General features: G+C 42.4%; 23 protein-coding genes. 4 read left to right on the forward strand and 19 right to left on the reverse strand.

Features of this window, described 5'->3' with window-relative positions:
• Positions 1 to 96: 96 nt before the first annotated feature.
• The 5 genes from L1286_RS11445 to tmk are packed head-to-tail and all read right to left on the reverse strand — an operon-like array spanning position 97 to position 4,636.
• The gene (locus tag L1286_RS11445; RefSeq protein WP_235407186.1) at positions 97 to 1,941 is read right to left on the reverse strand and encodes a metallophosphatase; all 1,845 of its coding nucleotides are present in this window, start codon (positions 1,939 to 1,941) and stop codon (positions 97 to 99) included.
• Positions 1,922 to 2,719 (reverse strand): TatD family hydrolase, encoded by a 798-nt coding sequence (locus L1286_RS11450; protein ID WP_235407187.1) that lies wholly within the window; start codon positions 2,717 to 2,719, stop codon positions 1,922 to 1,924. Before L1286_RS11450 ends, L1286_RS11445 begins: the two co-directional genes overlap by 20 nt.
• A gap of 9 nt (positions 2,720 to 2,728) precedes the next feature.
• Positions 2,729 to 3,055: a PilZ domain-containing protein gene (locus L1286_RS11455; protein WP_235407188.1), complete on the reverse strand. Its 327-nt coding sequence runs from the start codon at positions 3,053 to 3,055 to the stop codon at positions 2,729 to 2,731.
• 4 nt (positions 3,056 to 3,059) lie between these two features.
• On the reverse strand, positions 3,060 to 3,971 hold the full coding sequence (holB, locus tag L1286_RS11460; RefSeq protein WP_235407189.1) for a DNA polymerase III subunit delta': 912 nt from the start codon (positions 3,969 to 3,971) through the stop codon (positions 3,060 to 3,062).
• Between the two features lie 32 nt (positions 3,972 to 4,003).
• Positions 4,004 to 4,636: a dTMP kinase gene (tmk, locus tag L1286_RS11465; RefSeq protein WP_235407190.1), complete on the reverse strand. Its 633-nt coding sequence runs from the start codon at positions 4,634 to 4,636 to the stop codon at positions 4,004 to 4,006.
• Positions 4,637 to 5,038: 402 nt separating this feature from the next.
• On the opposite strand from tmk, the gene L1286_RS11470 reads away from it, so the two are divergent.
• Positions 5,039 to 7,225, forward strand: coding sequence for a GGDEF domain-containing phosphodiesterase (locus tag L1286_RS11470; RefSeq protein WP_235407191.1), 2,187 nt, complete (start codon positions 5,039 to 5,041; stop codon positions 7,223 to 7,225).
• Between the two features lie 167 nt (positions 7,226 to 7,392).
• Here L1286_RS11470 and adk read toward each other — a convergent pair whose 3' ends face one another.
• From adk to glk, 6 genes are all read right to left on the reverse strand, one after another.
• Complete coding sequence (gene adk / locus L1286_RS11475; RefSeq protein WP_235407192.1) at positions 7,393 to 8,037, reverse strand: adenylate kinase; 645 nt, start codon at positions 8,035 to 8,037, stop codon at positions 7,393 to 7,395.
• A gap of 261 nt (positions 8,038 to 8,298) precedes the next feature.
• A complete protein-coding gene (gene gap / locus L1286_RS11480; RefSeq protein ID WP_235407193.1) occupies positions 8,299 to 9,303 on the reverse strand; it encodes a type I glyceraldehyde-3-phosphate dehydrogenase in 1,005 nt (334 codons plus the stop codon).
• 16 nt (positions 9,304 to 9,319) lie between these two features.
• Positions 9,320 to 9,940, reverse strand: coding sequence for a bifunctional 4-hydroxy-2-oxoglutarate aldolase/2-dehydro-3-deoxy-phosphogluconate aldolase (locus tag L1286_RS11485; RefSeq protein WP_235407194.1), 621 nt, complete (start codon positions 9,938 to 9,940; stop codon positions 9,320 to 9,322).
• 22 nt (positions 9,941 to 9,962) lie between these two features.
• Positions 9,963 to 11,816, reverse strand: a complete 1,854-nt coding sequence (edd, locus tag L1286_RS11490) for a phosphogluconate dehydratase (protein WP_235407195.1) — start codon at positions 11,814 to 11,816, stop codon at positions 9,963 to 9,965.
• 270 nt (positions 11,817 to 12,086) lie between these two features.
• Positions 12,087 to 13,097: a LacI family DNA-binding transcriptional regulator gene (locus L1286_RS11495; protein ID WP_235407196.1), complete on the reverse strand. Its 1,011-nt coding sequence runs from the start codon at positions 13,095 to 13,097 to the stop codon at positions 12,087 to 12,089.
• A gap of 11 nt (positions 13,098 to 13,108) precedes the next feature.
• A complete protein-coding gene (glk, locus tag L1286_RS11500) occupies positions 13,109 to 14,125 on the reverse strand; it encodes a glucokinase (protein ID WP_235407197.1) in 1,017 nt (338 codons plus the stop codon).
• Between the two features lie 280 nt (positions 14,126 to 14,405).
• Here glk and L1286_RS11505 point away from each other — a divergent pair, with 280 nt between their 5' ends.
• Complete coding sequence (locus L1286_RS11505) at positions 14,406 to 15,431, forward strand: LacI family DNA-binding transcriptional regulator (protein WP_235407198.1); 1,026 nt, start codon at positions 14,406 to 14,408, stop codon at positions 15,429 to 15,431.
• Here the strand turns inward: L1286_RS11505 and L1286_RS11510 are convergent.
• The 3 genes from L1286_RS11510 to L1286_RS11520 all read right to left on the reverse strand — a co-directional run bounded on the left by L1286_RS11510 (position 15,428) and on the right by L1286_RS11520 (position 17,438).
• Positions 15,428 to 16,378 (reverse strand): ABC transporter substrate-binding protein, encoded by a 951-nt coding sequence (locus L1286_RS11510; protein WP_235407199.1) that lies wholly within the window; start codon positions 16,376 to 16,378, stop codon positions 15,428 to 15,430. The two genes, L1286_RS11505 and L1286_RS11510, sit on opposite strands and share 4 nt — an antisense overlap.
• Before the next feature lie 81 nt (positions 16,379 to 16,459).
• Positions 16,460 to 17,041 carry a pyridoxine/pyridoxamine 5'-phosphate oxidase gene (locus L1286_RS11515; RefSeq protein WP_235407200.1) on the reverse strand — a complete coding sequence of 194 codons (582 nt, stop codon included), beginning with the start codon at positions 17,039 to 17,041 and terminating at the stop codon, positions 16,460 to 16,462.
• Between the two features lie 58 nt (positions 17,042 to 17,099).
• Positions 17,100 to 17,438 (reverse strand): gamma-glutamylcyclotransferase family protein, encoded by a 339-nt coding sequence (locus tag L1286_RS11520; protein ID WP_235407201.1) that lies wholly within the window; start codon positions 17,436 to 17,438, stop codon positions 17,100 to 17,102.
• 215 nt (positions 17,439 to 17,653) lie between these two features.
• Between L1286_RS11520 and L1286_RS24230 the strand changes: the two genes are divergently transcribed.
• On the forward strand, positions 17,654 to 18,835 hold the full coding sequence (locus L1286_RS24230; RefSeq protein ID WP_235407202.1) for a GGDEF domain-containing protein: 1,182 nt from the start codon (positions 17,654 to 17,656) through the stop codon (positions 18,833 to 18,835).
• 310 nt (positions 18,836 to 19,145) lie between these two features.
• Here the strand turns inward: L1286_RS24230 and L1286_RS11530 are convergent, their stop codons facing one another.
• The 5 genes from L1286_RS11530 to L1286_RS11550 all read right to left on the reverse strand — a co-directional run bounded on the left by L1286_RS11530 (position 19,146) and on the right by L1286_RS11550 (position 23,410).
• Complete coding sequence (locus L1286_RS11530; protein WP_235407203.1) at positions 19,146 to 19,511, reverse strand: NUDIX domain-containing protein; 366 nt, start codon at positions 19,509 to 19,511, stop codon at positions 19,146 to 19,148.
• 641 nt (positions 19,512 to 20,152) lie between these two features.
• A complete protein-coding gene (locus L1286_RS11535; RefSeq protein WP_235407204.1) occupies positions 20,153 to 20,959 on the reverse strand; it encodes a hypothetical protein in 807 nt (268 codons plus the stop codon).
• Positions 20,952 to 21,989, reverse strand: coding sequence for a hypothetical protein (locus tag L1286_RS11540; protein ID WP_235407205.1), 1,038 nt, complete (start codon positions 21,987 to 21,989; stop codon positions 20,952 to 20,954). Before L1286_RS11540 ends, L1286_RS11535 begins: the two co-directional genes overlap by 8 nt.
• A 3-nt stretch (positions 21,990 to 21,992) precedes the next feature.
• The gene (locus L1286_RS11545; RefSeq protein WP_235407206.1) at positions 21,993 to 22,658 is read right to left on the reverse strand and encodes an ATP-binding cassette domain-containing protein; all 666 of its coding nucleotides are present in this window, start codon (positions 22,656 to 22,658) and stop codon (positions 21,993 to 21,995) included.
• Between the two features lie 2 nt (positions 22,659 to 22,660).
• Positions 22,661 to 23,410: an ABC transporter permease gene (locus L1286_RS11550; RefSeq protein WP_235407207.1), complete on the reverse strand. Its 750-nt coding sequence runs from the start codon at positions 23,408 to 23,410 to the stop codon at positions 22,661 to 22,663.
• 300 nt (positions 23,411 to 23,710) lie between these two features.
• Here L1286_RS11550 and L1286_RS11555 point away from each other — a divergent pair, with 300 nt between their 5' ends.
• The gene (locus L1286_RS11555) at positions 23,711 to 24,301 is read left to right on the forward strand and encodes an acyl carrier protein phosphodiesterase (protein WP_235407208.1); all 591 of its coding nucleotides are present in this window, start codon (positions 23,711 to 23,713) and stop codon (positions 24,299 to 24,301) included.
• Positions 24,302 to 24,329 lie beyond the last annotated feature (28 nt).

Consider the following 24,329-nt stretch of genomic DNA (forward strand, 5'->3'; position numbering starts at 1 on the left):
TTAAGTGCAACTTAAACAGCATACAATGCCACTTAGTATCAAAACTTACCAATAACTATAGCAAAAGCTGCGTTAGACGCTGTAAACTAAGGTGCTTTAATTCAAATCGAAGTGACTTACTTCGCCAGTGCCATGCAATAAAGCGTAGCGTTCAAGTTTACCTTGCTCCAGCTCAATCAAGCTAATCGCCGAGTCCGAGACCAAATACCTGCCCTTACCATAATCAGAACGGTGCTTCGATACCGCAAGTTGCCAGCGCTTGGTAAACAGGTTAAACGGACTCCAAGTGGCAAATAACCACGTATCCAATTTTTCAAGAATACTTAGTAAACCTTTCGGGAATTCATTTTTGATACCAGATGCCGTTAATTGCCAAATCCTATTGTGGTGACGGCCAAATCTTGCCTGCACTGAAAAACAAAATGAATAATGTACGTCCCCAGATAAAATAATCGTTTCTTTGGGTGTGTCTTCACGCTTAAAGATTTCAATCAGTTTCTTTGCAGCTCCCTCATGGGCCATCCAATTTTCGACATCTACCACTAGGGGCTCTCCGCACGTATTGAATATTGCCTGAATCGTTTCAATCGCTTTCACCCCAAAGACTGGCGCAGGGCTTACTAACAAGACACTCTCATGGTTGATAAGCACGTCTTGTAATTCCATCAAACTTTCCCAATCCATCAATCCGCTGGGTTCGTTAAAGTCTTGTTCGCTTCGCCAACGGTGAGTTCGCGTGTCTAGCACAACCACTTTTGGGTATGTGTCAAGACAATAATGCCATTGACCAAATCGGTGTATTGCTTTGTCAAACTTAGGAAAATGCCAGGTCCCTTCTGCGAACGCATCATGAAATGCATCGAACAGAGTTCCCGTTTGTTGAAGTGCATCATTACCTAACCCCTGAAACAGCCAATAAGAGATTAGCCCATTATTGACAATGCGTTTGCTGTCGGGTGAATTGGCAATGTTTTGTTCCCACTTTGGCGTTAAGTTCCAATCATCTGTGATGTCGTGGTCATCAAACATCATCAAAGTCGAAATGTTTGCCATCAACCTTTCAACTCGGGGTAAATTAGAAACAAAGTCCTCCAATGCACGCGTTTCAGCCTCAAATTGCAGAGCATGGGGCCTAGATAATTTCTCTGTATTAAACTCAAAGGGGTTAAGCAGTTGCCATGCTGCTGAGCTAAAATTCAGGATATAAAACGCAATAAATTCTTCGAAGCTAATGAGATGATTCCCAGATTTCACACTAGAGAAATGCGGTTCATCTTTTCTTGTCCAATAACCGAGCGAAAATTTACTGCGCTTGTTCCAAGGCTCTTTTGGCAGGTATTTATCCCTCACATAAAGCTGTGATGCGAGCGTCTGCGGTAAATTCAATGCCAAAGGCTGCTCGCGATAAATACCAAGCAATGGAATGAGCTGGTGGATGGCAACCAGCATGGGGCCTGCCACATCATCGGCGTATACCTGATCGCCAGACATCAGCAGTAAACTTGGTCTTTGCTCAGTGGATTTTATCTGACGCCCTAAGAAGTCATCCGCAGCAAGTAAACTGTCTTTGCTTGGATGATGCGGGTTTCTGCATGAGCCATGTAACACTTTCGACAATACTTTAGGCACGACCAAGCTCGGTGTCTGGTGATAACACAAAGCTTCATTATGATAGTCAGTGCCATCAATTGAAACTCGATAACACAGTTCTTCATCTGTAGGGAATTCCTTGTCCTCGCAAGAAAGTACAAGAAACACCAAGAATAAACGCTCGCCGAGGCCGACGCTCGTCTGCGTAGATGTCGTTTTCAAGCCCTCTATTGAGGCATTCATTTCTACTGGCTTGGTAACAACAAATTGCAAACAAATGCTTTGGGGGTCTGCTCTGCGGACCATTGGTCCGCAGAGTACCGTTGGTAAATTAGCCTGAGGTAATGACATTGTTCCGTTTTGCTAAGCTGAATAGCTGATAAAAGTTATTGGTTGTGGCATTTGCGAGTTCTTTGAAAGATAACCCCTTCAGCTCAGAGATAAAGTACGCGACATCTTGCACATAAGCAGGCTGATTCGTTTTTCCGCGATGTGGTACTGGTGCCAAGTATGGCGAATCAGTCTCGATAAGCAGCCTGTCCAAGGGTAGCTTTTTGACGACATCTTGCAGCTCAACCGCATTTTTAAATGTCACAATTCCTGAGATGGAAATATAAAAGCCCATATCAATCGCTTTTTTTGCCATATCCCAATCTTCAGTAAAACAATGCAATACACCGCCGCAGTTTTCAGCGTTGTGCGCTCGCATGATATCTAACGTATCTTGTTTTGCATCTCTTGTATGAATAATCAACGGCTTATTGAGCTCGTTTGCCACATCAATATGGCCTGCAAAGCTGTCTTGCTGAACTTTGTGAGTATCTTTTGAATAAAAGTAATCAAGCCCTGTTTCACCAATGGCGACCACCCTATCATGCTTGCCTAAATCAAGTAACAATGATTTGTCCAAGGCATCTTCTTGGTTAAGTGGATGTACTCCACATGAGGCGGATACATCACTAAACCCTTCAATCGCTTGTAACATACTTGGGAATTGTTCTAGCGTGACACTAACACACAAAAAGTGTTCGACCTGTTTGTCACGTGCGTTTTGTAATATTTCAGGCAACTCGCTTTTTAACTTAGCGAAATCTAGACGGTCTAAATGGCAGTGTGAATCTACAATCATTACTACTTCTTACATTGTATAGGTGGGTTTGTCGTGGTTGAGCGCAGTGCCCAGCAACTTAACAATTTTGTCGTTTAATAACTCGAACTCTGAATCAAAGCTAACACCAACGCCTGGCGGGTTTGAGTTTTGTGCCCCTTGCGGCGTTATCCAGACAACTTTTCCTGTTGCTTCTTCTTCCTCTAACGCGTCGGGTAACATGATCCGTAAAGAAACAGCTACGCCCATATCGAAGCGCGTGTTGGTCTTGATGAAGATACCACCATTTTTCAAAAATGGCATATAGCTCCGATAGAGTTCGTCTTGGTCTTCAATATCTACTAATAGCTCTTGCACTGTATTAATCCTGTTTCATTGCACGCTGAAGCCCGAAAATTAATTTAGAGAGACTCAAAGCCCTGTTTATTCCGAGTACTTGATGATGATCAGATAAGAATTGTTCGATACTCGTTACGCAATGCTGATATTGAACAAAACCGAGTTGACCGTTCATTACCCTCTGTTTCGCAGCGCTCATTAAAAAGCGGCTAAATACACTGAGTAAACTGGGATCTTTATTCAGCTCATTGTCTAGGGCTGCAATATCTGAAATCCTAACAATATCATGGGCTACTTTCCATAGATTATCTACTTCATTCATAATCCCTAACTTTAACCACCTCTCTAGCAACAGCGGTTGATCATAAAAAAGCTCGGTCCACGGGTGGACAGAAACATCAATCCCTAGTTGCCCTAGCCAAGGAGCAATGTGATAAGTATCCCCAATATTTACTTGAACTTTATTACAGCGACTCAAAATCGTGGCTTTGATCTTTGATACATCGTTACACGTCATTAATATGTAACGCTTTGACGCAGGCTCCTCAAGCGTTTTTAACAACGCATTAGCTGCTGACTCAGTCATTTTTTCGATTTGCTCTATGACGACAACTTTGTTGCCACCTTGCTGAGCTGAATGAAAAATAAAGTCATTGAGGGATCTAATGTCGTCAACACCAATGCTATTTTGTTCCGCCGTCAGTAAAAACAGATCTGGGTGACTCTGTGCTTTAAGCAAATTGCAACTTTTACAGCTCCCGCAGCGAATGAGTTCAGCTTGCGTATTGTTGCATAATAAAGACTCAGCTAATTCAGATACCAAGCTGCTCTTGCCGACTCCCTCAAGCCCATGGAAAAGCTGCGCATGATGAAAACGTTGTTGAGAAAAGCTATCTTGCAACCGATTGTGAAAGACCTTTAACCAAGGGTACATATATCAACAGGCCTTATTTACTGAAAAATACATCATAGGTTCTCAAGCAAACTATCAACGGCATCTAAGCATCGCTGTAACACGTCCGCTTTGGAAACGCTCGCATCAATTACGGTAAATATTTCTGGCTGCGCAGCCGCTTGAACTAAATAGCCTTGTCTTGCTCGATTTAGAAAGTCTAATTTTTCTACTTCTAATCGATCCATGCCCTCGCCGCGTTGCTGAACACGATCCAATCCTATTTTAGGGTCTAAATCCAAGATAATATTCAGATCTGGCTTAAAGCCACCTAATGCTAAATCATTGATTGTTTTTATTGTGTTTAAGTCAATGCCACGCGCGTAGTGCTGAAAGCTAAACGTTGCCGCATCAAATCTATCCGAAATAACCACTTTCCCGGCCTCTAAGGCTGGTTTGATTTTTTCAATGATATGCTGAGCTCTTGCTGCCCCAAACAACATAAGTTCTGTCATATCAGCCATTTGAGGCGTAGAGGGGTCCAAGATCACCTCTCGGATCTTTTCACCTATTTCCGTGCCACCAGGCTCGCGTGATAGTACAACCTCATACCCTTTGGATTGTAAGTGCGCTTCAATCCCCTTAATGACGGTTGTTTTTCCAGCGCCATTGCTGCCATCACAAACCAACATGAACCCTTTGCTCATTTTCTACTCAGCCCTTCTATAAAATGGGTGTTATGCCGATATCTTAACTGCTTTTGACAAATTTATCAGTACTCTGGCGGGCTTTCGCATACTTATCGTCCAATTCACAACGACAACTCAAAGTGGACGCAATATGATACCTTAAGAAGCATAACGTGATTTGAGCACACAATACTTAGTGATTAAACGTGGCAAACTCGCTATTTCGGTTAAAAAATCGTGATTTAAGATATTCGCGTTTTCTTATGACAGCGCAATCAGTTTGATTTAGGTCCTTATTTTAGCTATTTGTCATTGAATTGTGTACGCGTAGACCTTAGTATTGTTCAAAATAATAATACGAAATATTTAGTTTTGAGTACTTTTAGTCGATTTTTCTTGCTTGAAGAAGAACAAAGACCCATGGTTAAGGTTCCCGCATGGCGCCTTAGTGCACTTAGGATTATCCTAACCACGGGCTTAATACTTTGCTTTGGGATATTCCTAAACAGTTTACCCGCAGCTATCGACTATAATTTAGACTATGTTATTGCGCTAACCGCTGGCTACACGATAGCGCTTGGTTGTTTACTTTATCTCAGCCGACGCGCATTTTTCCTCACCGCACAACTGCTGCTGTTCAGCATTGTAATGGCCGGTGTATTTATTAACTTCTTTATCCCGACTGTAGAGCTAGCCCACCTTGGGTCTATATTCATGTATATTACTCCAATCATTGCGCTAATATTAATCGGTAAAAAAACAGCAACCTTCTACGCTGTTATAAATATCCTGCCTTTTTTCGTGATTGTAAATAATATAGACCTGTCCCTTTTACCTAAAGGGCAGCGCATGCTAGTAGACGCACCTTTACATATCCAGCTTTTATTATTCTTCTTTTTAAACTGCTGCATTCCACTGGCAGTATGGCGAACAAGTCTAGCAGCTAATCGCTTAAATCAGCATATGCTTGAAAACAATACACTCCTGAGGTCTCAAAAGCAGATATATCAACGCTTTTTTCAAAAGTCGTACAATGCAATCGTCCTTGTTGACCCCAAACTAAATATTGTCGAAGCTAACGATAAAGCGAAAAGACTATTAAGCATCCAAACAAAGCCCCTACCACTTAACTTAAGTCGTATTACCACGGATGATATTACCTACTTAACCTCAGACAATGACTTGCTCATGGACGTTGCTAAAACCTTCACTGTCGAAGAAAAGTGTATAGAGGTTGCCGCACAAGAGCAGCACTCGGACAGAATCAAAGCGTGGTATCTTGAAGATGTGTCTGATCAACAACAAATGCAACACGATTTATTGGCTTTGGATGTCGCACACCAACAAGCAAAATATTTTGACAAAACTACGAACTTGCCAAATAAAACCTGGCTACTTGAACAGTTACAGGTGCATATTGATAGGGGAACCCCTTTTGCCCTACTCATAGCCGATAACCTGAATAAGCACGTATTAGACTATATGATTGATGGTGAGCAGCATCGCACTCTCTACGCACGGATCAATCAATTAATAGAACAAGAAGCCGATTTACTTGACCAAATCGCTTATATTGGTGCCGGTCGCATCGCTATTTTAGTGGAAACACAAAGCTCATTGAGTGAAACAGCCACTCGCTGGCACAAAAATCTCGACTTTTGGTTAAAGCTGGGCCAGCATCAATTTCATTCAAAATATGCTATTGGTATCGCAACCTACCCTGAACATGGCTACGTCGCAGAGCGATTACTGAAAAATGCATTGCAAGCATGTGAATTGCGCGCGCCAGAACAAATGGTCACCGTTTTTGACCAGCTCACGCGCAGGCAAACCCTTGCTCGTCATGAAATGGCATTGTTACTTGAAAAATCTATTGAGCTCGGCGAGCTTAAACTTTACTTGCAAAGTAAGCACGATATCGATAAAAACATCATAGGATATGAAGCGTTAGCGAGGTGGCACAGTAATCTTTTAGGCTGGGTTCCGCCGTCACAATTTATACCTATTGCAGAAGAGTTTGGGCTAGTCAGCCATGTTACGCGTAACATGCTTCATATGGTATGTCAGTTTTTGACACAAAATACGTATATTGACGTACCGATTGCTATTAATATCAGTTCTCGAGATATTGCAGATCCAGAGTTTGTCAAAGATATCCAGAAAATCACGCGTTCGTATGGTATTTCGCCAAGCTCAATTGAGTTAGAACTGACTGAATATAGCTTTGCCGATGATCACAATCAAACAATGGAAAAACTAGATGCGCTTGGTTTTATCTTAAGTATCGATGATTTTGGTACCGGTTATTCAAACATTGCGAGAGTATTGGAATGTCCAATTAAACGCTTAAAGCTGGATAGAAGTTTGTTGACGGATATTAACGATGTTAAGAAGCAACATGCCCTGCTGCTCGGTTTAATTACAATATGTGACAACATGCAATTGTCACTGCTTGCAGAAGGCGTTGAAACACATCGAGATTACGCAATGTTGTGTGAACTTGGGATCAAGGAATTTCAAGGGTATTGGTTTAGTCAACCTTGTGCAGCTGATGAGTTGATAATGAAACATAAAACCGCTACGACAGGCACAGCCACACTGTCATAATTTGGTCACATAAATAGTATTTAATACCCCGGTCCAAATTATTTAGTTTGGCAATTGGATTCCCCCTTTTTTAATTAGCGCCTTATTGTACAAGGCGCATTTTTCTTTCGCACATAAAAAACCCAGCATGTCGCTGGGCTTTGTTGTCCTAATGCAAAAGCTGTCAATTAGCCTAGTAATTCGCCTAGCTTCTGACTTACGCTTTCAACAGCTTGTGTGCCGTCTAATTTGTGGTACTGCGTGTTACCAGCCTGTGCTTCTGCTTGGTAGTAATCGACCAAAGGTCTTGTTTGGTCATGGTAAATACCAAGGCGCTTACGCACAGTTTCTTCAGTGTCATCAGCACGGATGATAAGGTCTTCACCTGTTTCGTCATCTTTGCCTTCAACTTTTGGCGGGTTATAAACAACGTGGTAAACACGACCAGAACCAGGGTGCACTCGACGGCCGCCCATACGCTCAACGATGATTTCATCAGCGACGTCAAATTCGATAACGTGGTCGATGTTAATTGCATTTTCTTTCATCGCATCGGCTTGAGGAATCGTACGAGGGAAACCATCTAGTAGGAAACCTTTCTCACAATCAGGCTTTGCAATACGCTCTTTTACCAAGCCAATGATAATTTCGTCAGAAACTAACTGGCCTGCATCCATTACTTTCTTTGCTTCTAAACCTAGAGGAGTACCTTCACTGATCGCGGCGCGTAACATGTCGCCTGTAGAGATTTGTGGGATACCAAATTTTTCCATCAGAAATTGAGCTTGAGTGCCTTTACCAGCACCAGGCGCGCCTAAAAGGATGATGCGCATATTATGTTCCTCGATTCGGAGTTTACTGTATTTTATTTGTTTGGAATTTTTTCACATTGCGCAGTGATTCTCAAGTGACTTATACCAATTGATAATAGGTTTTAAAGCCATTTTTGACTAAATGAACTTAGTCACTGACACGTTGTGCAATAATCAGACAATCATTGTGTATGGATTGGATGAGCCGATATGTACCCGGCTGATAAGACCATGTGATGAAAATAAAAACCCCGCATATGCGGGGTTTTTTACAAGACATTTTTACAAGAATGCGCCTAACGCTTTAACCTGATCGAGCATTCGGTTTGAGAAGCCCCATTCGTTATCATACCATGCCATCACTTTAACCAGTTTGCCTTCAACTTTAGTTTGCGTTGCATCAAATACAGAAGACGCAGGGTTATGGTTAAAGTCGATAGATACCAATGGTAACGTGTTGTACTCCAATACGCCTGCCATTGCACCTTCAGCTGCGGCTTTGACAATCTCGTTGACTTCTTCAGCCGTTGTTTCACGCTTTGCAACGAACGTTAAATCGACAAGAGAAACGTTTACGGTCGGCACTCGAACCGCCATACCATCTAGTTTACCAGCCAGCTCAGGCAGTACTAGACCGACAGCTTTCGCCGCACCAGTTTTGGTTGGGATCATTGACTGAGTAGCACTACGTGCACGGTATAAATCTTTGTGATACACATCACATAGGTTTTGATCGTTAGTGAAAGCATGAATAGTCGTCATGCTACCCTGTTCTATACCCACCACGTCATTCAGTGCCTTTGCAACCGGTGCCAAACAGTTTGTTGTACATGATGCATTTGAAATAATGTTGCTCTCAGCGTTTAGCACGTCACTATTGACACCATGAACGACGGTGGCATCTAAATCAGTACCTGGCGCGGAGACAATAACTTTCTTAGCGCCCGCTTCAATATGCTTTGCCGCCGCATCACGTGAAGTAAAGATACCTGTACACTCAAGCACAATATCTACATTCAGTGCTTTCCAAGGCAGATTAGCTGGGTCACGCTCTTGCGTTAATGTAATCTCATCATTGCCAATAATTAGGGTATTGCCAGCAAGCGTCAGCTTCTCTTGAAAACGACCATGAACTGAATCAAATTGCGTTAAGTGTGCATTCGTTTCTGCTGGTGCTAAATCATTAATAGCGACAATTTTAATCTGTTCGTTTTGACCTGACTCATAAAGTGCGCGAAGTACGTTGCGACCGATACGACCATAGCCATTAATTGCGATGTTAATCATGATTACATTCCCCTAATTATTTAACTTCACTTGCTTGTTTCGCAAGCGCTTCGATGGCTTGCCAATCTTTATTTGCAATGAGCGATTTATCCAGCATCCAAGTACCGCCAACGCAAACTACATTTTTTAGCGCCAAATATTTAGGCGCGCTTTCTAGTGAAATTCCACCAGTTGGACAAAATGTCACTTGTGGCAGTGGCCCACCAATAGATTTCAACATTGGTGCACCACCCGCAGCCTCCGCTGGGAAAAATTTCAAAAACTTAAAACCATGTGCCGCAAGCTCCATCGCTTCACTTGGTGTTGCGGCACCGGGTAAAAATGGTATATCTGTGCTTTTTGCTAACGCTAATAATTCAGTGCTCACACCAGGACTTACCATGAAGTCAGCCCCTGCATTAACAGATGCATCAAACGATGCCTTGTCTACAACAGTGCCTGTTCCAACATATGCGTCAGGCAAGGCTTCTTTGATTTGTTTTACAGCTTCTGCGGCTACCGGCGTTCTTAATGTGACTTCCAATGCGCGCAGACCACCATTGTACAGAGCTCTGGCTAGCGGGATTGCATCCTCTAACTCTTCGATAACAATGACAGGTACCACTGGTGCTGCCGATAAAATTTCTTGTATTTTCATAATTACCCCATTCCCAATGATGTTATTCGTCGATACCAAAGGCGCTCGCACCCATATCTGCACTGCTTACCATGTTTCTAAAGCCTGTAAATAGCTCACGCCCTGTACCAAAAGTTAATTCAGGCTGGGTAAGCTCAAGCTCTCGTTTAGCAAGCTCTTCGTCTGAAACGTGAAGCACTAGATCGCCATTTGGTGCATCTAATGTGATTAAATCGCCTTCACGAATTTTTGCTATCGTGCCACCCTCAACGGCTTCGGGGGCTAGGTGAATGGCTGCAGGTACTTTTCCTGAAGCACCAGACATCCGGCCATCAGTCACTATCGCCACTTTAAAGCCTTGATCTTGAAGTGTCGCCATCACAGGCGTTAACTTATGTAGCTCAGGCATGCCTTTGGCTTTAGGACCTTGCTCTTTAATTACTGCGATAAAGTCTCTATTTAACTCGCCGTTTGCAAACGCGTCTTGAAGTGCGGCTTGAGAGCTAAATACTTTTGCAGGCGCAGACACAACTTGATGTTTTTCATCCACCGCTGAAACTTTGATAACGGCTTTGCCCAGATTACCCGTTAACAGTTGTAACCCACCCTGCTTGTTAAACGGGTTTGACACTGGTCTCAGTACATCTTCATCCAGAGAGTTTTCTGGACACGGCACCCACTTAACTTTACTCGGGCCTTCGCTGTTGGTCATGATCACATTAGTGTCAACATCCAACACTGGCTCTTGGGTATAATCATCTAACCCTTCGCCAACGATTGTTTTAACATCGTTATGCAAAAAGCCAGCATCGCGCAATTCACGCATTAAGAAGCCCATACCACCCGCTGCTTGGAAGTGGTTAACGTCAGCAGAACCATTTGGGTAAATACGTGTTAAAAGCGGAACCACTTCAGACAAGTCAGCCATGTCCTTCCAAGTAATCTGAACTCCAGCAGCTTTTGCCATCGCGACCAAATGGATTGCATGGTTTGTTGACCCACCCGTCGCCAGTAGACCAACTAACCCGTTAATGACTGTTTTCTCACTCACGACTTCGCCAATCGAGTTTGCCGATTTGGTCTTAATAAGTTGCTCAAGCATCATTTGAACAGCACTGGCGGTCAGGCCATTACGTAATTCGGTATAAGGGTTGATGAACGAACTACCAGGTAAATGTAACCCCATAATTTCCATCAACATTTGATTTGAGTTCGCAGTACCGTAAAAAGTACACGTACCCGCGCTATGATAAGATGCACTCTCTGCTTCAAGCAGCTCTTCTCGGCTTACTAAACCTTGAGCGAAGCTTTGACGAACGCGTGCTTTTTCCTTATTCGGAATACCCGATTCCATAGGACCAGCTGGCAAGAAAAAGATTGGAAGATGACCGAAAGATAATGAACCAATCAGTAGTCCAGGTACGATCTTGTCACACACGCCTAAGCAAAAAACACCATCGAAAACATCATGAGATAACGCAACAGCCGTGGACATTGCGATTACATCACGCGAGAACAAAGATAGCTCCATACCGTCACGACCTTGCGTAACACCGTCACACATTGCTGGTACACCACCAGCAACCTGTGCAGTCGCATCATATTTGGTAGCTATCTTTTTGATTAAATCCGGATATTCAATATAAGGTACATGAGCAGAAAGCATGTCATTGTAAGAGTTAATAATCGCAAGGTTTGGCTGGTCGTCAGCTTTTAATCTCGCTTTGTCACTGCTTGAACACGCAGCCATAACGTGTGCTAAGTTACCACAACCTAAGCCAGCTCTAACGCGTGTTTGTTTTTTTGCTTCTTGAATACGCTTTAGGTAGGCACTTCGAGTCTGTTGGCTGCGTTTTACAACTCTTTCAGTAACTTCTTGAATTCGAGGATGCAACATAATCTGCCTCTCTGCATGTTTAGAGGAAAAAGGCTCAGCACATTCATCTGTACTGAGCTGCTTTGATTTACCCGTTCAAAGGTACGCTATCAGGTTGTCTCTCACCTCAACCTGACACCGGTGTCACTGTATTAACTCACATTCCTGACACCGGTGTCAACAGTTGAATATGAAAATTAGATTAAATAACGTGGTTATCTAAATTATGGACAAAAAAAGCCCAATCGCTAGGATTGGGCTTTTGGCAAGTAAATGTTAAAAGTTATCTTATTATCTAGCTGCGGTGGATTCCCGCGTAATAAGTTTTGCTTCCAAAACTTTTTGATAAACTTCTGTCGAAGGATCAGATATTTGCATGATTAGCTGCTCTACAGCCTGTCGAGTCATCTCTTCTACAGGTTGTGCAATTGTTGTGAGTCCTGGCCAAATATGCCTTGCAATAGGTGCATTATCAAATCCTGCAATTGAAATGTCCCCGGGGACCTTAATCTGCCTTTGAGTTGCCAATTTAAGTACTGCTGCCGCCATGTAATCATTTGATGCAAATACGGCCGTGGGCATAGGATCCAGATCGAGTATCTCTTTGGCACTATCTGCACCAGAATGGTAACTGAAATTACCTTCTGCAACCAAGTGAGATTTAAAGTCAATGCCATGCTTGACCAACGCATTTCTATAACCACTAAAACGCTTTTCGGTCGCACTATGATCAGGGTGACCTTTGATAAACGCGATATCTCTATGCCCCAGGGATATCAGGTGCTCAGTTAATTCAAAAGCCCCTTGCTCATCGTTACTACGTACCGAAATCGAAGAATCATCTTGGATAGCAGAAGCAACCCGTGCATATGGAATATCTTGCTGTTTTAAGTAATCAATTAATTCTTGTGAATCTGAAAAAGGCGGAGTTAACACTAACCCATCTAGTCTAGAGGTCGTGAGCAACTGCCCTACATTTTCAATCAACTCATCACCTCTTAACTCACACGGGTGAATCAACAAGTTATAATTGAACTTGTGGCAAGCTTCTAAAGCGCCACTTTGCACTCGCGTGATATAACTTTTACTCGGGTTATCATACAAACACCCTATTATAAAGCTCTTATTACGCGCGAGCCCTCTCGCAATCGGATTAGGTTTGTAATCAAGCTCTTTGAATACTTTTAGCACCTTTTCACGCGTTGCGGGGCTAACATTGGGTTCATTATTCAATACGCGAGATACCGTTTTTTTGGATACCCCTGCATATTCAGCAACACTGTTTATGGTAACTTTTTTCATATTTATTCCATTTACGAAAACTGGTCTCGGTCATGTAAGCATGCCGCAGCACCAATCAGAGGAATATTGTCCTGCACAACCAAAGTCACTGGAATCTGTCCAGCGTACTGAGACATTATCCCTTTTTCCGTAAACCTTTCAACAAATCGGCTAGAAATAAGCCTTTCGGTCATGCGTGGCAAAATTCCACCGCCTATAAATACGCCACCTAACGCCCCAAAGGTTAACGCGATATCTCCTGCAACACTCCCGATCCAGTCACAAAACTGGTTAAGGGTCGCGTCACATACATCACACTCATTCGCTCTCGCGCTGATCTGCGCTGCATTTAAATCTTCAGCAGGCACTCCTTTGACTTGTGCCATTGCTTTATACAACCGAGCCAAACCAGGACCAGAGAATACCGTTTCAACCGAAACGTGCTGAGTACTGTCTTTGAGCACTTTTAAAAGCTGCCTATCCAATTCAGTGACCGCAGCCAAACTAATGTGCCCTGCTTCACAACTCATCACTGCGCTGCCGTGAATGTCTTTCACATGGCATGCAGCACCAAACCCAGTGCCAGGCCCTAACACGGCAATGTTTGCTTTCGGATCCGCTTGTCCAGCTTTTACCTGAATATTGTCTTCTTTATTGAGATGCGGTGCGGCGAAAGCAAAAGCAGCAAAATCATTAATAACGGCAAGCTCACAAAAATCAAAATCACGTTTAATATCTTGCGTGTTAAAGTTCCAGCCAAGATTAGTCAAGTAGACTTGCTGTCCTTTAATTGGTCCGGCTACTGCAAAGCATGCCCGGGAGGGAGTTTTTATTGTGAGCTTAGCTAGAAATGCAGAGAGAGCAGATTCAAAAGATTGAAATTCCGCACTGGGAAAAGTGAATTGATGGTCTATAGCGAACTGGTTTGTGTCCAAATTAAATTCTGTCACGACAGCAAAACGTGCATTTGTTCCACCAATATCTGCAACGATGATTGGTTCGAACGCACGGTCATGACCATTTAAACTTTTAAGTGTTGTCTGGCTCATGTTGTTTTTCTCTGTTGTAGTGGTGTTCCAACCACTATTCAAGGTTGCCCTTGATTGTTATCCCAATTAATACTCAGCCCAAACTTTGCACGCTGGCTGAAAAAAATGCTGCCCCATAAAAGGGCAGCCAAATATGTTTTGACAACAAAATGATAAAACAATGACATTATGACACCGGTGTCAAACTTCATCAATAAAAATTTGCACCTTTTGTGAAATTGGTTGCAAAAAAAATATAATCACAGACAATGTTCAAGACATCATTAAAGTAATACAAAAAATGAAAACGAAAGGAAAAGCAACGTCTTTTGACATCGCCCATTACGCTGGCGTTTCTCAATCAACCGTTTCAAGAGCACTCAGAAATAGCCCTCTTGTAAACGAAGAGACCCGCAAAAAAGTCTTTGAAATCGCAAAACAGCTCAATTACAAAGTCGACAAAAATGCCAGCAATTTGCGTACCCAGCAAAGTGCTACTCTAGCGATTTTGCTTTTCGAAGACCCGACTGGTGATGAGTCTCAGATCAACCCCTTCTTCTTAAATATGCTTGGCAGTATCACACGTGCCTGCGCTAAAGAGGGTTATGACCTGCTCGTATCATTTCAATCAGCCAGTCAAGATTGGCGCGCAGAATATGAAGACAGTCACCGTGCCGATGGCATTATCTTGCTCGGGTACGGAGATTATATGGATTATCAATCTCGCCTACAAAACTTGCTTTCGCAAAACACGAAGTTCGTGTGTTGGGGGGCAACGGTTGAAGGTCGACCAGACCTCACTGTAAGTTGTGATAATTATGGTGGCGGTCAGTTGGCCGCACACCATTTTGTCTCTTGTAATCGCACCCACTGCGTGTTTATTGGTGACGCATCCGAACATAGCCCTGAGTTTCTTACGCGTTTTAAAGGGTTTAAAGATACCCTCGACCAGCACCAAATCTCATTGGGAGAGCGATGTGTTGCAAACGCTATTTCGACGGAAGACTCTGGCTATCATGCAACTCGCTCTTTGTTAGCGAATAATGTTGCTTTTAATGCGCTGTTTGCAGCGAGCGACCTCATAGCAATCGGTGCAATTAAAGCATTGAAAGAAGCGGGCTTGAGGGTACCTGAAGACGTCAATGTGATTGGCTTTGATAATATTGCTGCAGCAAATTATATTAGCCCTTCTCTGACGACCGTTCAGCAAAATACAACGTTAGCTGGTCAAATGCTCGTCCAAAATCTGCTGGCGCTAATTCGCGGAGAACAAATTACCGATACGTTACTACCGCCGAAACTTATTCTGCGCCAATCAACCTCCTAGCTGTTCGATTTTAATTTGGGGGCCTTACACTCTGAAAATAGCTGCTCCCAACGATTTCGATGACTTTTAACCCAACGTTGTGCAACTTGTTTCGGACTTAATAACTCCCTATTTACTTGTGCAGATAATTGCTCTATTTCTTGGTTTGTTAGATCAAACCGTTTAACACTCTGGGCTAAGCAAGGAAACAGCTTAACAAAACGTTGACTCGCAACTTTTTTCAGCCAACCAGATTTTGGATTACCGCAATCATGGACTAATGTAGAGTTGATCCCCCATTCAGGCTCGGTTTCGCACTCGATACTGTGTTCTGGGAACTCAACAAACTCTCCTGGATAGACTGCCCCCACCCAATTGGGTGTCCAGTTAAATATCAGTACCGGCTTTCGTTCAGAAACAGCCTGTTTTAGCTGTTTCCATAATTCTCCATCGTCATTTACCTGCTCAACGATAAAGTTCAAACCCAGCGCCTTGATCCGTGCTCTATCTGGCTTTTCCCAAGGGCCTGCAATATAAACTCCCTTCCCTCGAGAACTTGGACTAGCAAAAATACTAAAACACTGTTTAAGCGCTTTCCAATCCGGCAAACCTGGGCACATACTTTTGACATACAAAGGGTACCACCAATCCTCTCTAGTTGTGACCGAGTAGTCGCCTAAATCAATGAGATCACCAGCTTGGTGTAGCTGTGCATATTTGTCCTCCATCGTGCCCTCCCAAATCTCAAGCTGCAGGTCAACACGGTTGGTTTTCAGCAAATACCATTGCACATCTACTGAAATATTTATTAACTCAACTTCATACCCTAAGCGAATAAAAATCTCGCTCGCAATATTTGCTAATATTCGCTGGCTTGACCAGTCATTGACAACAACTCTTATGGGCTGTGAAAAGGCAGAGAAGTGGCTGCATGCGAGTAGAAAAAATGCAATCAAGCACCTGTTCATAGTCGTCCAAACTTTGTATGTACGTCTCTAAATTATAGATAGTTAAACCAATAACGGTATGTCTCAAGTGCGCGTAACCAATTAAGGTTGCAAATAGGCTTTATTCCACTTTTCATTGCGTAAAGTAAACAGCTCGCGAATGTGCAATCGATCATCTTTGAACGTCAAAAACTCAATACGTATTGGCTTAATACTGTACCCACCCCAATTGGTTGGCATTTTGCTCGGTTCTGCCTCGTTATGGCGAGCGTATTCGGCAACTTTTTGTCCAAGCATAGATGGATTATCAATAAGCTGACTTTGCTCGCAAACGTGTGTCGTCATTTGGGCTGCTCTAGTGCGAGTTTTCCAATACTTCTGTGCATCGGTGTTAGACAATTTCGTCGCGGTACCAGTCACTCTAATTTGATAGCCGACATGATCCCACCAAGCGGTAAGTGCAACTTTGTTACATTTACTAATTTCTCTGCCTTTTTGTGAGCTAAGGTAAGTACAAAACACCAGACCGTCGTTTGAAACAGATTTCAAATCAACAAAACGCGCTGCTGGAAAGCCGTCTTGGTCAATCGTCGATATGCACACTGCGCTCTTTTGATTTAGTGGCGAATCAATACGTGCTTGCGCCCACCATTGCGTGAATTGCGCAATAGGATTATTCATCATTTTGCTCCATGCTGTTATTGCAATTTTGCTTTTTATCCACTGCTCAATGAATTAGGAATTAGTCTGCCAATGCGTAGATACTCGCCTTAATGTGCTCGCCGCTTTCTGTACATGCCTCACACTCAACCCGCGCATACCCGGCCCCTTCAAACTCATCGAGGGCTCGCCAATGATTTGGTAATGCCTCAGATATAAAAATATACCCTTCTATTTTAGCCCCTTCCTTATTGAGCTTGATACCTGGGTACCCTTGCTCAGCGCCCCACCCCTCTTCAAATAAATCCCCCTTCACAAAAGCTTTCTCAAAACTACCACCGATGTTTTCAAGCAAATGTGAATTCGGTCTATTTGGAGCCAATGTTCCGTATACAAACAAAACTGTATTGCTAGTGACCATTAAACTTCCCAAAACCTAAAACTTACCAAACTACATCTTTCATTTATTGCATGATAATCACGAGTCGTAAAGTAAAATGGTGTTGGCGAACTACACAGCAAAAAAACTAAGCTTTGCTAAGCTTTACTTTATGTGCGTAGGCAAGGAACCATGTGATTACTCAAGAAAATCAACATCCCTGTCATTTTGTTGTTAAAAAACAGGATAAGCGATAAGTGCAAGTTCATGATTTAACGATAATGCTCTCTTTGTTTATTGCCTCACTGACAGGTTCAATTGTGCTCATGTCAATGGCAAGAATGAGCCAAAAAGTTGAAGGGGCACGTTATTGGGCCGTTGCATTGGCGGTGCTGTCTCTGGCTTATTTATCACAATTTTCGATGCAAAGTTTTCCTCGCGCAATTTTAGTGACGATGTTCAATACATGTTTGATCATCGGACACTCTTTATGGTTAATTGGTGCATGGCACTTTGTATACACCAAACCATCCCATAGACGCATTGCCGTTCTAATTGTTCCCGTACTCACTTTATCGTTTTTATTCACAGTGATTATTCCCGATAGAGAATGGCGCTTGGCTGTCATCGGTATTTGGTTAATTTGCGTGAGGGCACACTATGGCTGGGTGCTATGGCAACATGCTAAACATGATAAAAATGAGTATTTGGCAACGCAAATAACCGTCGCGGTCGTCATACTTGAGATCACGTTAAGTGCTTTGTATACCTTGTACGGTGCGTTTGGCTCTTTACCTAATATTGGATCTAACTTTAGCTGGGTTGGTGGTTATACTTGGCTTGTGGCGTTAATTGGAATTGTCGCAGGCACGCCCCTCCTTATGCTGCTAAGCGCAGGCCGATTTGTTCGTAAGTTGGAGTATTCTGCGCATCATGATGAGCTTACAGACTTACTTAATCGCCACGGACTCAGTAAAAATTTAGAGAACATACTGCCACTGACAAAAAGAAAATGCGATTCTTTTGCTGTGATTATGCTGGATGTAGACCACTTTAAGTATGTCAATGATACGTATGGGCACACCATGGGTGATGCAATATTGGCAGCGCTAGGCTCAACGTTAAAATCGCAAGTACGCAGCTCAGATTTAGTGGTGCGCTGGGGCGGGGAGGAATTTTGTATCATATTGTTCGACATTACTCCAACGCATACGCTACAACTATCTGAAAAAATTCGCGAAGCTTTTTCGCACAACGCCCAGCACTTGTCTCCTGAATTTATTACCAACCCCGTGACAGTAAGCGCGGGACTTGCATTTAGCAGCACGGTTTCAAGGAAGCACATTGAGTCAACCCAAGCTTTAGCTGATCGAGCACTCTATCTCGCAAAAAAGAATGGTCGTAATCGTAGCGAGTTATACAGCGATGAAGAGGTTTAAAAAGTGCACTGACTAGCTTAACATCAGCCTGCTTTAACATGACTTAAATTGCTTTAATTACACGCTGCGCATTATTGACTGACACAACATGCTAACCGAGGTCGCTTTTTGCAAGATATACGCTCACCAACAAAGGCCATAAGGTTAATTAGACAACATCATTACAGCGTCATTGCAACCCCCAAAATTACAACAACTTTTACCAAACAATATAGGAGAGCCCTAAGTTTGCTACTCTTTTAACCCTCGTAGCAAATCGCCTTTCAATTAATTCACCATCAACAGGCGTATTAGGATACCAAAACGCATTTTAGTAAAACGCGAGCTGCCTCAGCTGAATGACCTCTGGTTGCACATTATCTTGCTCAACTTTGTCCCAAAACCCACTTTTCAACATGGGTGGGAAAACATCATTCTCTGCTACAAATGATTTATCCTTAAACCCTGTATCCACAATAAACTCACTGACTGCCTCTACGGCTGTGCAATCAAGAGCTCCACCAACAAGATCGCAATGGTACCAAAATTTTACAGAGCGCTCTTCAGGCGTGTACATCTGCTCAATATACATAAGTTTGTTAACCGTTACATTCAGGCCTGTTTCTTCTTTTACTTCGCGGACCACTGCTTCTTCCAAAGACTCGATACCCTTCACACCGCGCCTGGTGTAACTCAAAAGTCATACCTCCCCTCTCTTTTGTGATTCACCATCAGTAACTTTTCATTATTTATCACAAATGCCCCAACAAATATTCTCTGTTTCATCGTATCCCCTATTATTTTTATAGACGTTTTCAAAAACACCACTGCAAAACAAAGGTATTTTTACATAGGCTGTTACTCATTTTGACTTATCGAAAGTCAGATTTAAATCTGTATTACTAACTCAGGTTGAGCTCTGGCAGCGTCATTGTCATCCGACTTGGTCGGTTTAAAATCTCATGAAAAAGATCACTCAACGCTGTCTATGATTCATTTAATAAGACTTCAATTTGTTCGCTTTCTTCCAAAACTGGGGAATAATAGTTCGAAAAGCAGTTCTAAAAAGAGTACGTTTTATCGACTTAAAAGTACCCTACTCTTTGCAGATCTTGTGATAATTTTTAAGTATGTGCATGCCAAATACAGAGCACACTATGTCGGACACAAACAAAAAGCACCATTCACTGCGCAACCTCTGGATGAGTTTCAAAGTTGTTATCGAAGATAATGTTTTTTAGGTACGTAATTATTTGCCAGTTTATAACAAAATCACAACGATTTATTGATCGAGGTGCATTCTGTTACGAGCGTCAGCTAAACTGCCGTGTGTTTATGTTATGGCACTAACGAAAAAGAGGCAACGCGCCGCTGAAAGTAGCTTGCACTTTTCGTGTCACCAATTGATGTGTAGTACTGAGCCATAAGGACATAACAATCTTTGATCCTGTTGGTAAGTTCTAACTGTGAAAAATGCGTAATGGCACTTTTTAAGGCCGCAACTGCGCTCTTGTCGCGTCTTTCAACTCGCCACTGCGCATTTTGGTACATTACAAAGGACATCACTTCTATATTCTCTAACTTGGCAGCTGACTTCAACGCCGCTAACAGCTGTAGATCTTTATCCAATGCTGAGAAGTCAACCACTTCTTTTGCATACTTTTTTAATAACCATCGATAATACACTGACTTTTCAGGATCAGTCTCATATGCAGTCACCAATCCGCTGACAAGCGCGACTGCCTTTTCTTTATTTCCTTTTGTAAATGCCTGTTTGGCTTGAATAGCTTGGATTGAATACGACAGATTAATGCCTTCATACTGTTGCATCGTTTCTACTTGCAATATGTAATCATCCACTTGAGCATATTGATTTTTATCAACATAGACCGAAGCTTGTTTTAGTAAAGATAACCCCATCAATGTAATATCATTGCGTAAACTGGCATATTTGTAGGCTGTTTGATAGTTTAACAGTGCTTGATCAAGCCTTTGCTCTTGACGTTTTCGGTCTCCTCTTGCCATCCACGTCATCGCCAAACTTTTATACCTTGTGACGCTATAGTTTTTCTCAGGCGCACTAGAGCAGCCCAAATTAAAGCAACACATAAACATAATGACGATATATCCAAACCCTTTAATCATGCATCTCAATCCCTGTGCTTTGAGGTGGTTTCTCAATGCCATCTTTGAGTATTGGGTGGTTATTCAGCGCTTGGAGCGTCTTGTCCATTTTATCTAGTACCTGTTGCATACTATGAATCGCAATTGCAAATTGCTCTCGCTCACTATGCACTTCTTTGAGCATAATCTGCATTACTGTCAGGCTTTCATTCAAGTTACTCAGTACCACTGGCAATTGCCGATCTGTTACTTCTCCTATAATTGTCACAGGCTCATTGTAATGCGTGAGTGTTGTCTGAGCTTGATTCATCAACCGTTCGGTTGTCTGCAAAGTCTGGTTAAGCTGACTTATTACATTTGGCATTTGCGCCAAAAGCTGCTGACTTTGCAGCAATGTTTTCTCTGCATCAGGTAGCAAATCACTGTCTTTCACTTTCTCACTGACAGTCATCAAGTTGTCGCTAATTTTGGCCACTCTATCCAATACTTTAAAAATAGCCCCAGCTTCTGGGTTGTCTTCTTTTTGAAAGTTTTGCAACAGCTGATTAATGCTGGACAAAATTGACTCTATGTCATCACCAGGCTGTACAATATAGCCTTGCTCACTAAAACGCCTGCCTAGTTCGCTGTTAATATGTGGGATCAAGCTATTCGGTGCCAACGCCTTATAGTTTTGTACCACTTTTATATCTGGAAGTATCAACTCAAATGTCGTTACATCATCAAAAATAGGGTGTTGCTCGCCAGCGAGCACGGCATATTCAACCACCTTAGATTGGTATTCACTGAACACCCAGAGGTCAACTTCGATGTCATTTGTTTGATGATTTAACCTAAACCCGTCAATACGGCCGATTTTTAGTCCTTTAAAATAAACAGCGGGTAACGAGCTCAGGCCACTTGCATCGTTAAGCACCGTTTTAAAATACGTCTTTTCTGAAAACGTATGATTATTTACCAATATCATCGCCGTGAAAACAACCAATAAGACAATACCTGCAATACCAAAAGCCAGCACAATATTATTGGTTTTTTTGGGGCTATGTTGCATCCGTTAATGCTCCGAAAAACACACTGTGCTGTTTAGTTCCAATTGTGTGTCTGCAAGCTTGTCTATGACTTCCTTACGGTTTGAACACAAAATTAGCGTGGTACCTTTCTCTTTCAAACAAAGTAGAAGATCTAACACATAGTGACTCCATTGGTCGTCAATTTCTGTCATGGGAGCGTCCCACACAACGGCTTTGGGCTTCAATAACAGTGCTCGTGCCAAACCAGCCAAAGAGGCTTGACCAGAAGACAGTTGCTCAGTTCTTTGAGCGAGGTAGTGTTCTAGGGCAAATTCTCTCGCGATTGATTTAACTCGCGCTAGCTTTTCTAACTTGCAAACGTCTTTGTAGTGACGATTTAACGGTAACATCAAATTTTCTTCTAAGGTTAAATTAGAAATTAAACCTGACAACTGGAACACAACTCCTAGGTTACGTCTGAACTCTGAGTAAGACTGCGCGTTCATACTCTTTACCGAGACGTTATCAATTAACATCTCCCCGCTATCTGGCCTAATGATGTCACTGGCGATGCTAAAAAACAGGGTTTTTCCACACCCAGACCGACCAGAGATCACTAAACACTGGCCACTGCCAACCTGTACATTTAGGTCACTAAACACCTTCCTATTTTTGATTGAGTGATTAATGTTTTTGAACTCTATATTCATACCTAATTGCCCACTAAAACAAGGTAAAGCAAAGTAAGTCCTACATGGATTAAACACAATGAAACTAATCCTCGCCCAACGGCTTTAATATTCCGTTGCGGTACCTCGGTAATCGCCCTATTTACCGTGAGCCCGTGATAACTAGAAATAAGACTAATGAATAAGCCAGATAGCGCGACTTTGACCAGCATAATGACAATGTCCAACCAATGCAGCTCACCAATTAAGCGTGCGAAAAAAGTACTGACAGGTATCGATTGAAAAGCATTACTGACTAAGTAGCCACCAAAAATCCCGCACGCCACAAAGTAGCTCATTAATAAAACCAATGAGATCACCATGCCCAACACCCTAGGGGCAACCAAATAAGAAATTGGAGAAACCCCCATGGAGATCAGTGCATCAATCTCTTTGCTCACAACCATATTTCCGAGTTCAGTAGTAATGGCTGTGCCAGACCTTGCTAGTACGATGAAGCACACTATAAATGGGCCTAAATCACGTACTATGGTGGAAATTAGAATGTCGTAAATCCAGTTACCTTGGCCTATCGCTGCCAAAAGCGGATAACCCTGAACAATTATCAAGGCACCAATCAACATCGCTATCAACACGACGAGGCCAAGCGCTTCGACACCTGTAAACCGAACCTGCCTAACCAATACATCAAAACTGATAGAGCGGTTACGATGGAAAAAAATAAAGTCTGAAATGACGTATGCTGAGAAAGGCAAAAATCCATATGCAATCATCACTGAACCTCATCTTCAGAGTGCAGTTGATTCAACATGAAAGATCTTCTGTGTAATTATTCGTTCTTTAAGATTAGCAGAACAACGGAAAAGTTGAGTTACTGGTAGAGAAAAAATCACAATGTTGCTTTCTTCAGTTTATTGACATACAAGCATTTTTATTCGCTATAAAATTTGGACATACTGATTGTTCTCAACTGAATTAACATTGATAAATCGGCGAATAGCCCTTATAAACTTAGCATGGCCTAACAACCATTCACTGGAATCTAAAATCCACTGTCTTGCAAAGGTATTTATTTGAATTATGTAGCGCACTTGTTTTTGGCACAAAATAACGCCGACTCCTATTTTGGAAATTTACTCGGAGACTTTCAAAAAGGGCTGGATCCGAGTGCGCTCAACCCACGAGTTAAAAAAGGACTGGCCAATCATATTTTGGTAGATAAGTTCACTGACCAGCATGAAGCAGTGAAGTACTCTAAATCATTGTTCAGCGACAAAAGGAAACGCTTTTCTGGCGTCGCATTGGATGTTTTGTACGATCATTTGCTCATTTCTAACTGGTATGTGTTCTACTCAGAAGACTTCGAGTCTTTCAAAAAACGGAGCTATTCCCTTTTACAACAAAACATCACATACATGCCGGTCAGGATGCAGTACGTGGTGGGCAATATCATCACGCATGATTGGTTTGCACATTATCAGTCTTTGCAGGGAACTAACCAAGCTTTGGACAATATCTCCAAACGCATACGGTTTAACAATCAATTTGCAGGTATCGGCGAAGAGATAGAAGCAAACTTTGCTGAACTTGAGCAATTATTTTTGGGATTTTTTCCCGAACTACTCAACCATGTATCAAGCTGTGGCATCGAGTCCTCAGCTTAAAAACAACAATGATAAATCAATAAGCTCA

Origin of the sequence: Pseudoalteromonas sp. SMS1, assembly GCF_021530565.1 — a bacterium.
Classification (GTDB): Bacteria; Pseudomonadota; Gammaproteobacteria; order Enterobacterales; family Alteromonadaceae; genus Pseudoalteromonas.

Bases quoted from the DNA above. Each gene is read 5' to 3' on its own strand.
- L1286_RS11445 (WP_235407186.1), bottom strand. From the start codon at position 1,941: ATGTCATTACCTCAGGCTAATTTACCAACGGTACTCTGCGGACCAATG.
- L1286_RS11505 (WP_235407198.1), top strand. From the start codon at position 14,406: ATGAAAACGAAAGGAAAAGCAACGTCTTTTGACATCGCCCATTACGCT.
- L1286_RS11515 (WP_235407200.1), bottom strand. From the start codon at position 17,041: ATGATGAATAATCCTATTGCGCAATTCACGCAATGGTGGGCGCAAGCA.
- L1286_RS11520 (WP_235407201.1), bottom strand. From the start codon at position 17,438: ATGGTCACTAGCAATACAGTTTTGTTTGTATACGGAACATTGGCTCCA.
- holB (WP_235407189.1), bottom strand. From the start codon at position 3,971: ATGTACCCTTGGTTAAAGGTCTTTCACAATCGGTTGCAAGATAGCTTT.
- L1286_RS11540 (WP_235407205.1), bottom strand. From the start codon at position 21,989: ATGCAACATAGCCCCAAAAAAACCAATAATATTGTGCTGGCTTTTGGT.
- L1286_RS11510 (WP_235407199.1), bottom strand. From the start codon at position 16,378: ATGAACAGGTGCTTGATTGCATTTTTTCTACTCGCATGCAGCCACTTC.
- L1286_RS11470 (WP_235407191.1), top strand. From the start codon at position 5,039: ATGGTTAAGGTTCCCGCATGGCGCCTTAGTGCACTTAGGATTATCCTA.
- glk (WP_235407197.1), bottom strand. From the start codon at position 14,125: ATGAGCCAGACAACACTTAAAAGTTTAAATGGTCATGACCGTGCGTTC.
- L1286_RS11545 (WP_235407206.1), bottom strand. From the start codon at position 22,658: ATGAATATAGAGTTCAAAAACATTAATCACTCAATCAAAAATAGGAAG.
- tmk (WP_235407190.1), bottom strand. From the start codon at position 4,636: ATGAGCAAAGGGTTCATGTTGGTTTGTGATGGCAGCAATGGCGCTGGA.
- adk (WP_235407192.1), bottom strand. From the start codon at position 8,037: ATGCGCATCATCCTTTTAGGCGCGCCTGGTGCTGGTAAAGGCACTCAA.
- L1286_RS11535 (WP_235407204.1), bottom strand. From the start codon at position 20,959: ATGATTAAAGGGTTTGGATATATCGTCATTATGTTTATGTGTTGCTTT.
- gap (WP_235407193.1), bottom strand. From the start codon at position 9,303: ATGATTAACATCGCAATTAATGGCTATGGTCGTATCGGTCGCAACGTA.
- L1286_RS11485 (WP_235407194.1), bottom strand. From the start codon at position 9,940: ATGAAAATACAAGAAATTTTATCGGCAGCACCAGTGGTACCTGTCATT.
- L1286_RS11550 (WP_235407207.1), bottom strand. From the start codon at position 23,410: ATGATTGCATATGGATTTTTGCCTTTCTCAGCATACGTCATTTCAGAC.
- L1286_RS11450 (WP_235407187.1), bottom strand. From the start codon at position 2,719: ATGATTGTAGATTCACACTGCCATTTAGACCGTCTAGATTTCGCTAAG.
- L1286_RS11495 (WP_235407196.1), bottom strand. From the start codon at position 13,097: ATGAAAAAAGTTACCATAAACAGTGTTGCTGAATATGCAGGGGTATCC.
- edd (WP_235407195.1), bottom strand. From the start codon at position 11,816: ATGTTGCATCCTCGAATTCAAGAAGTTACTGAAAGAGTTGTAAAACGC.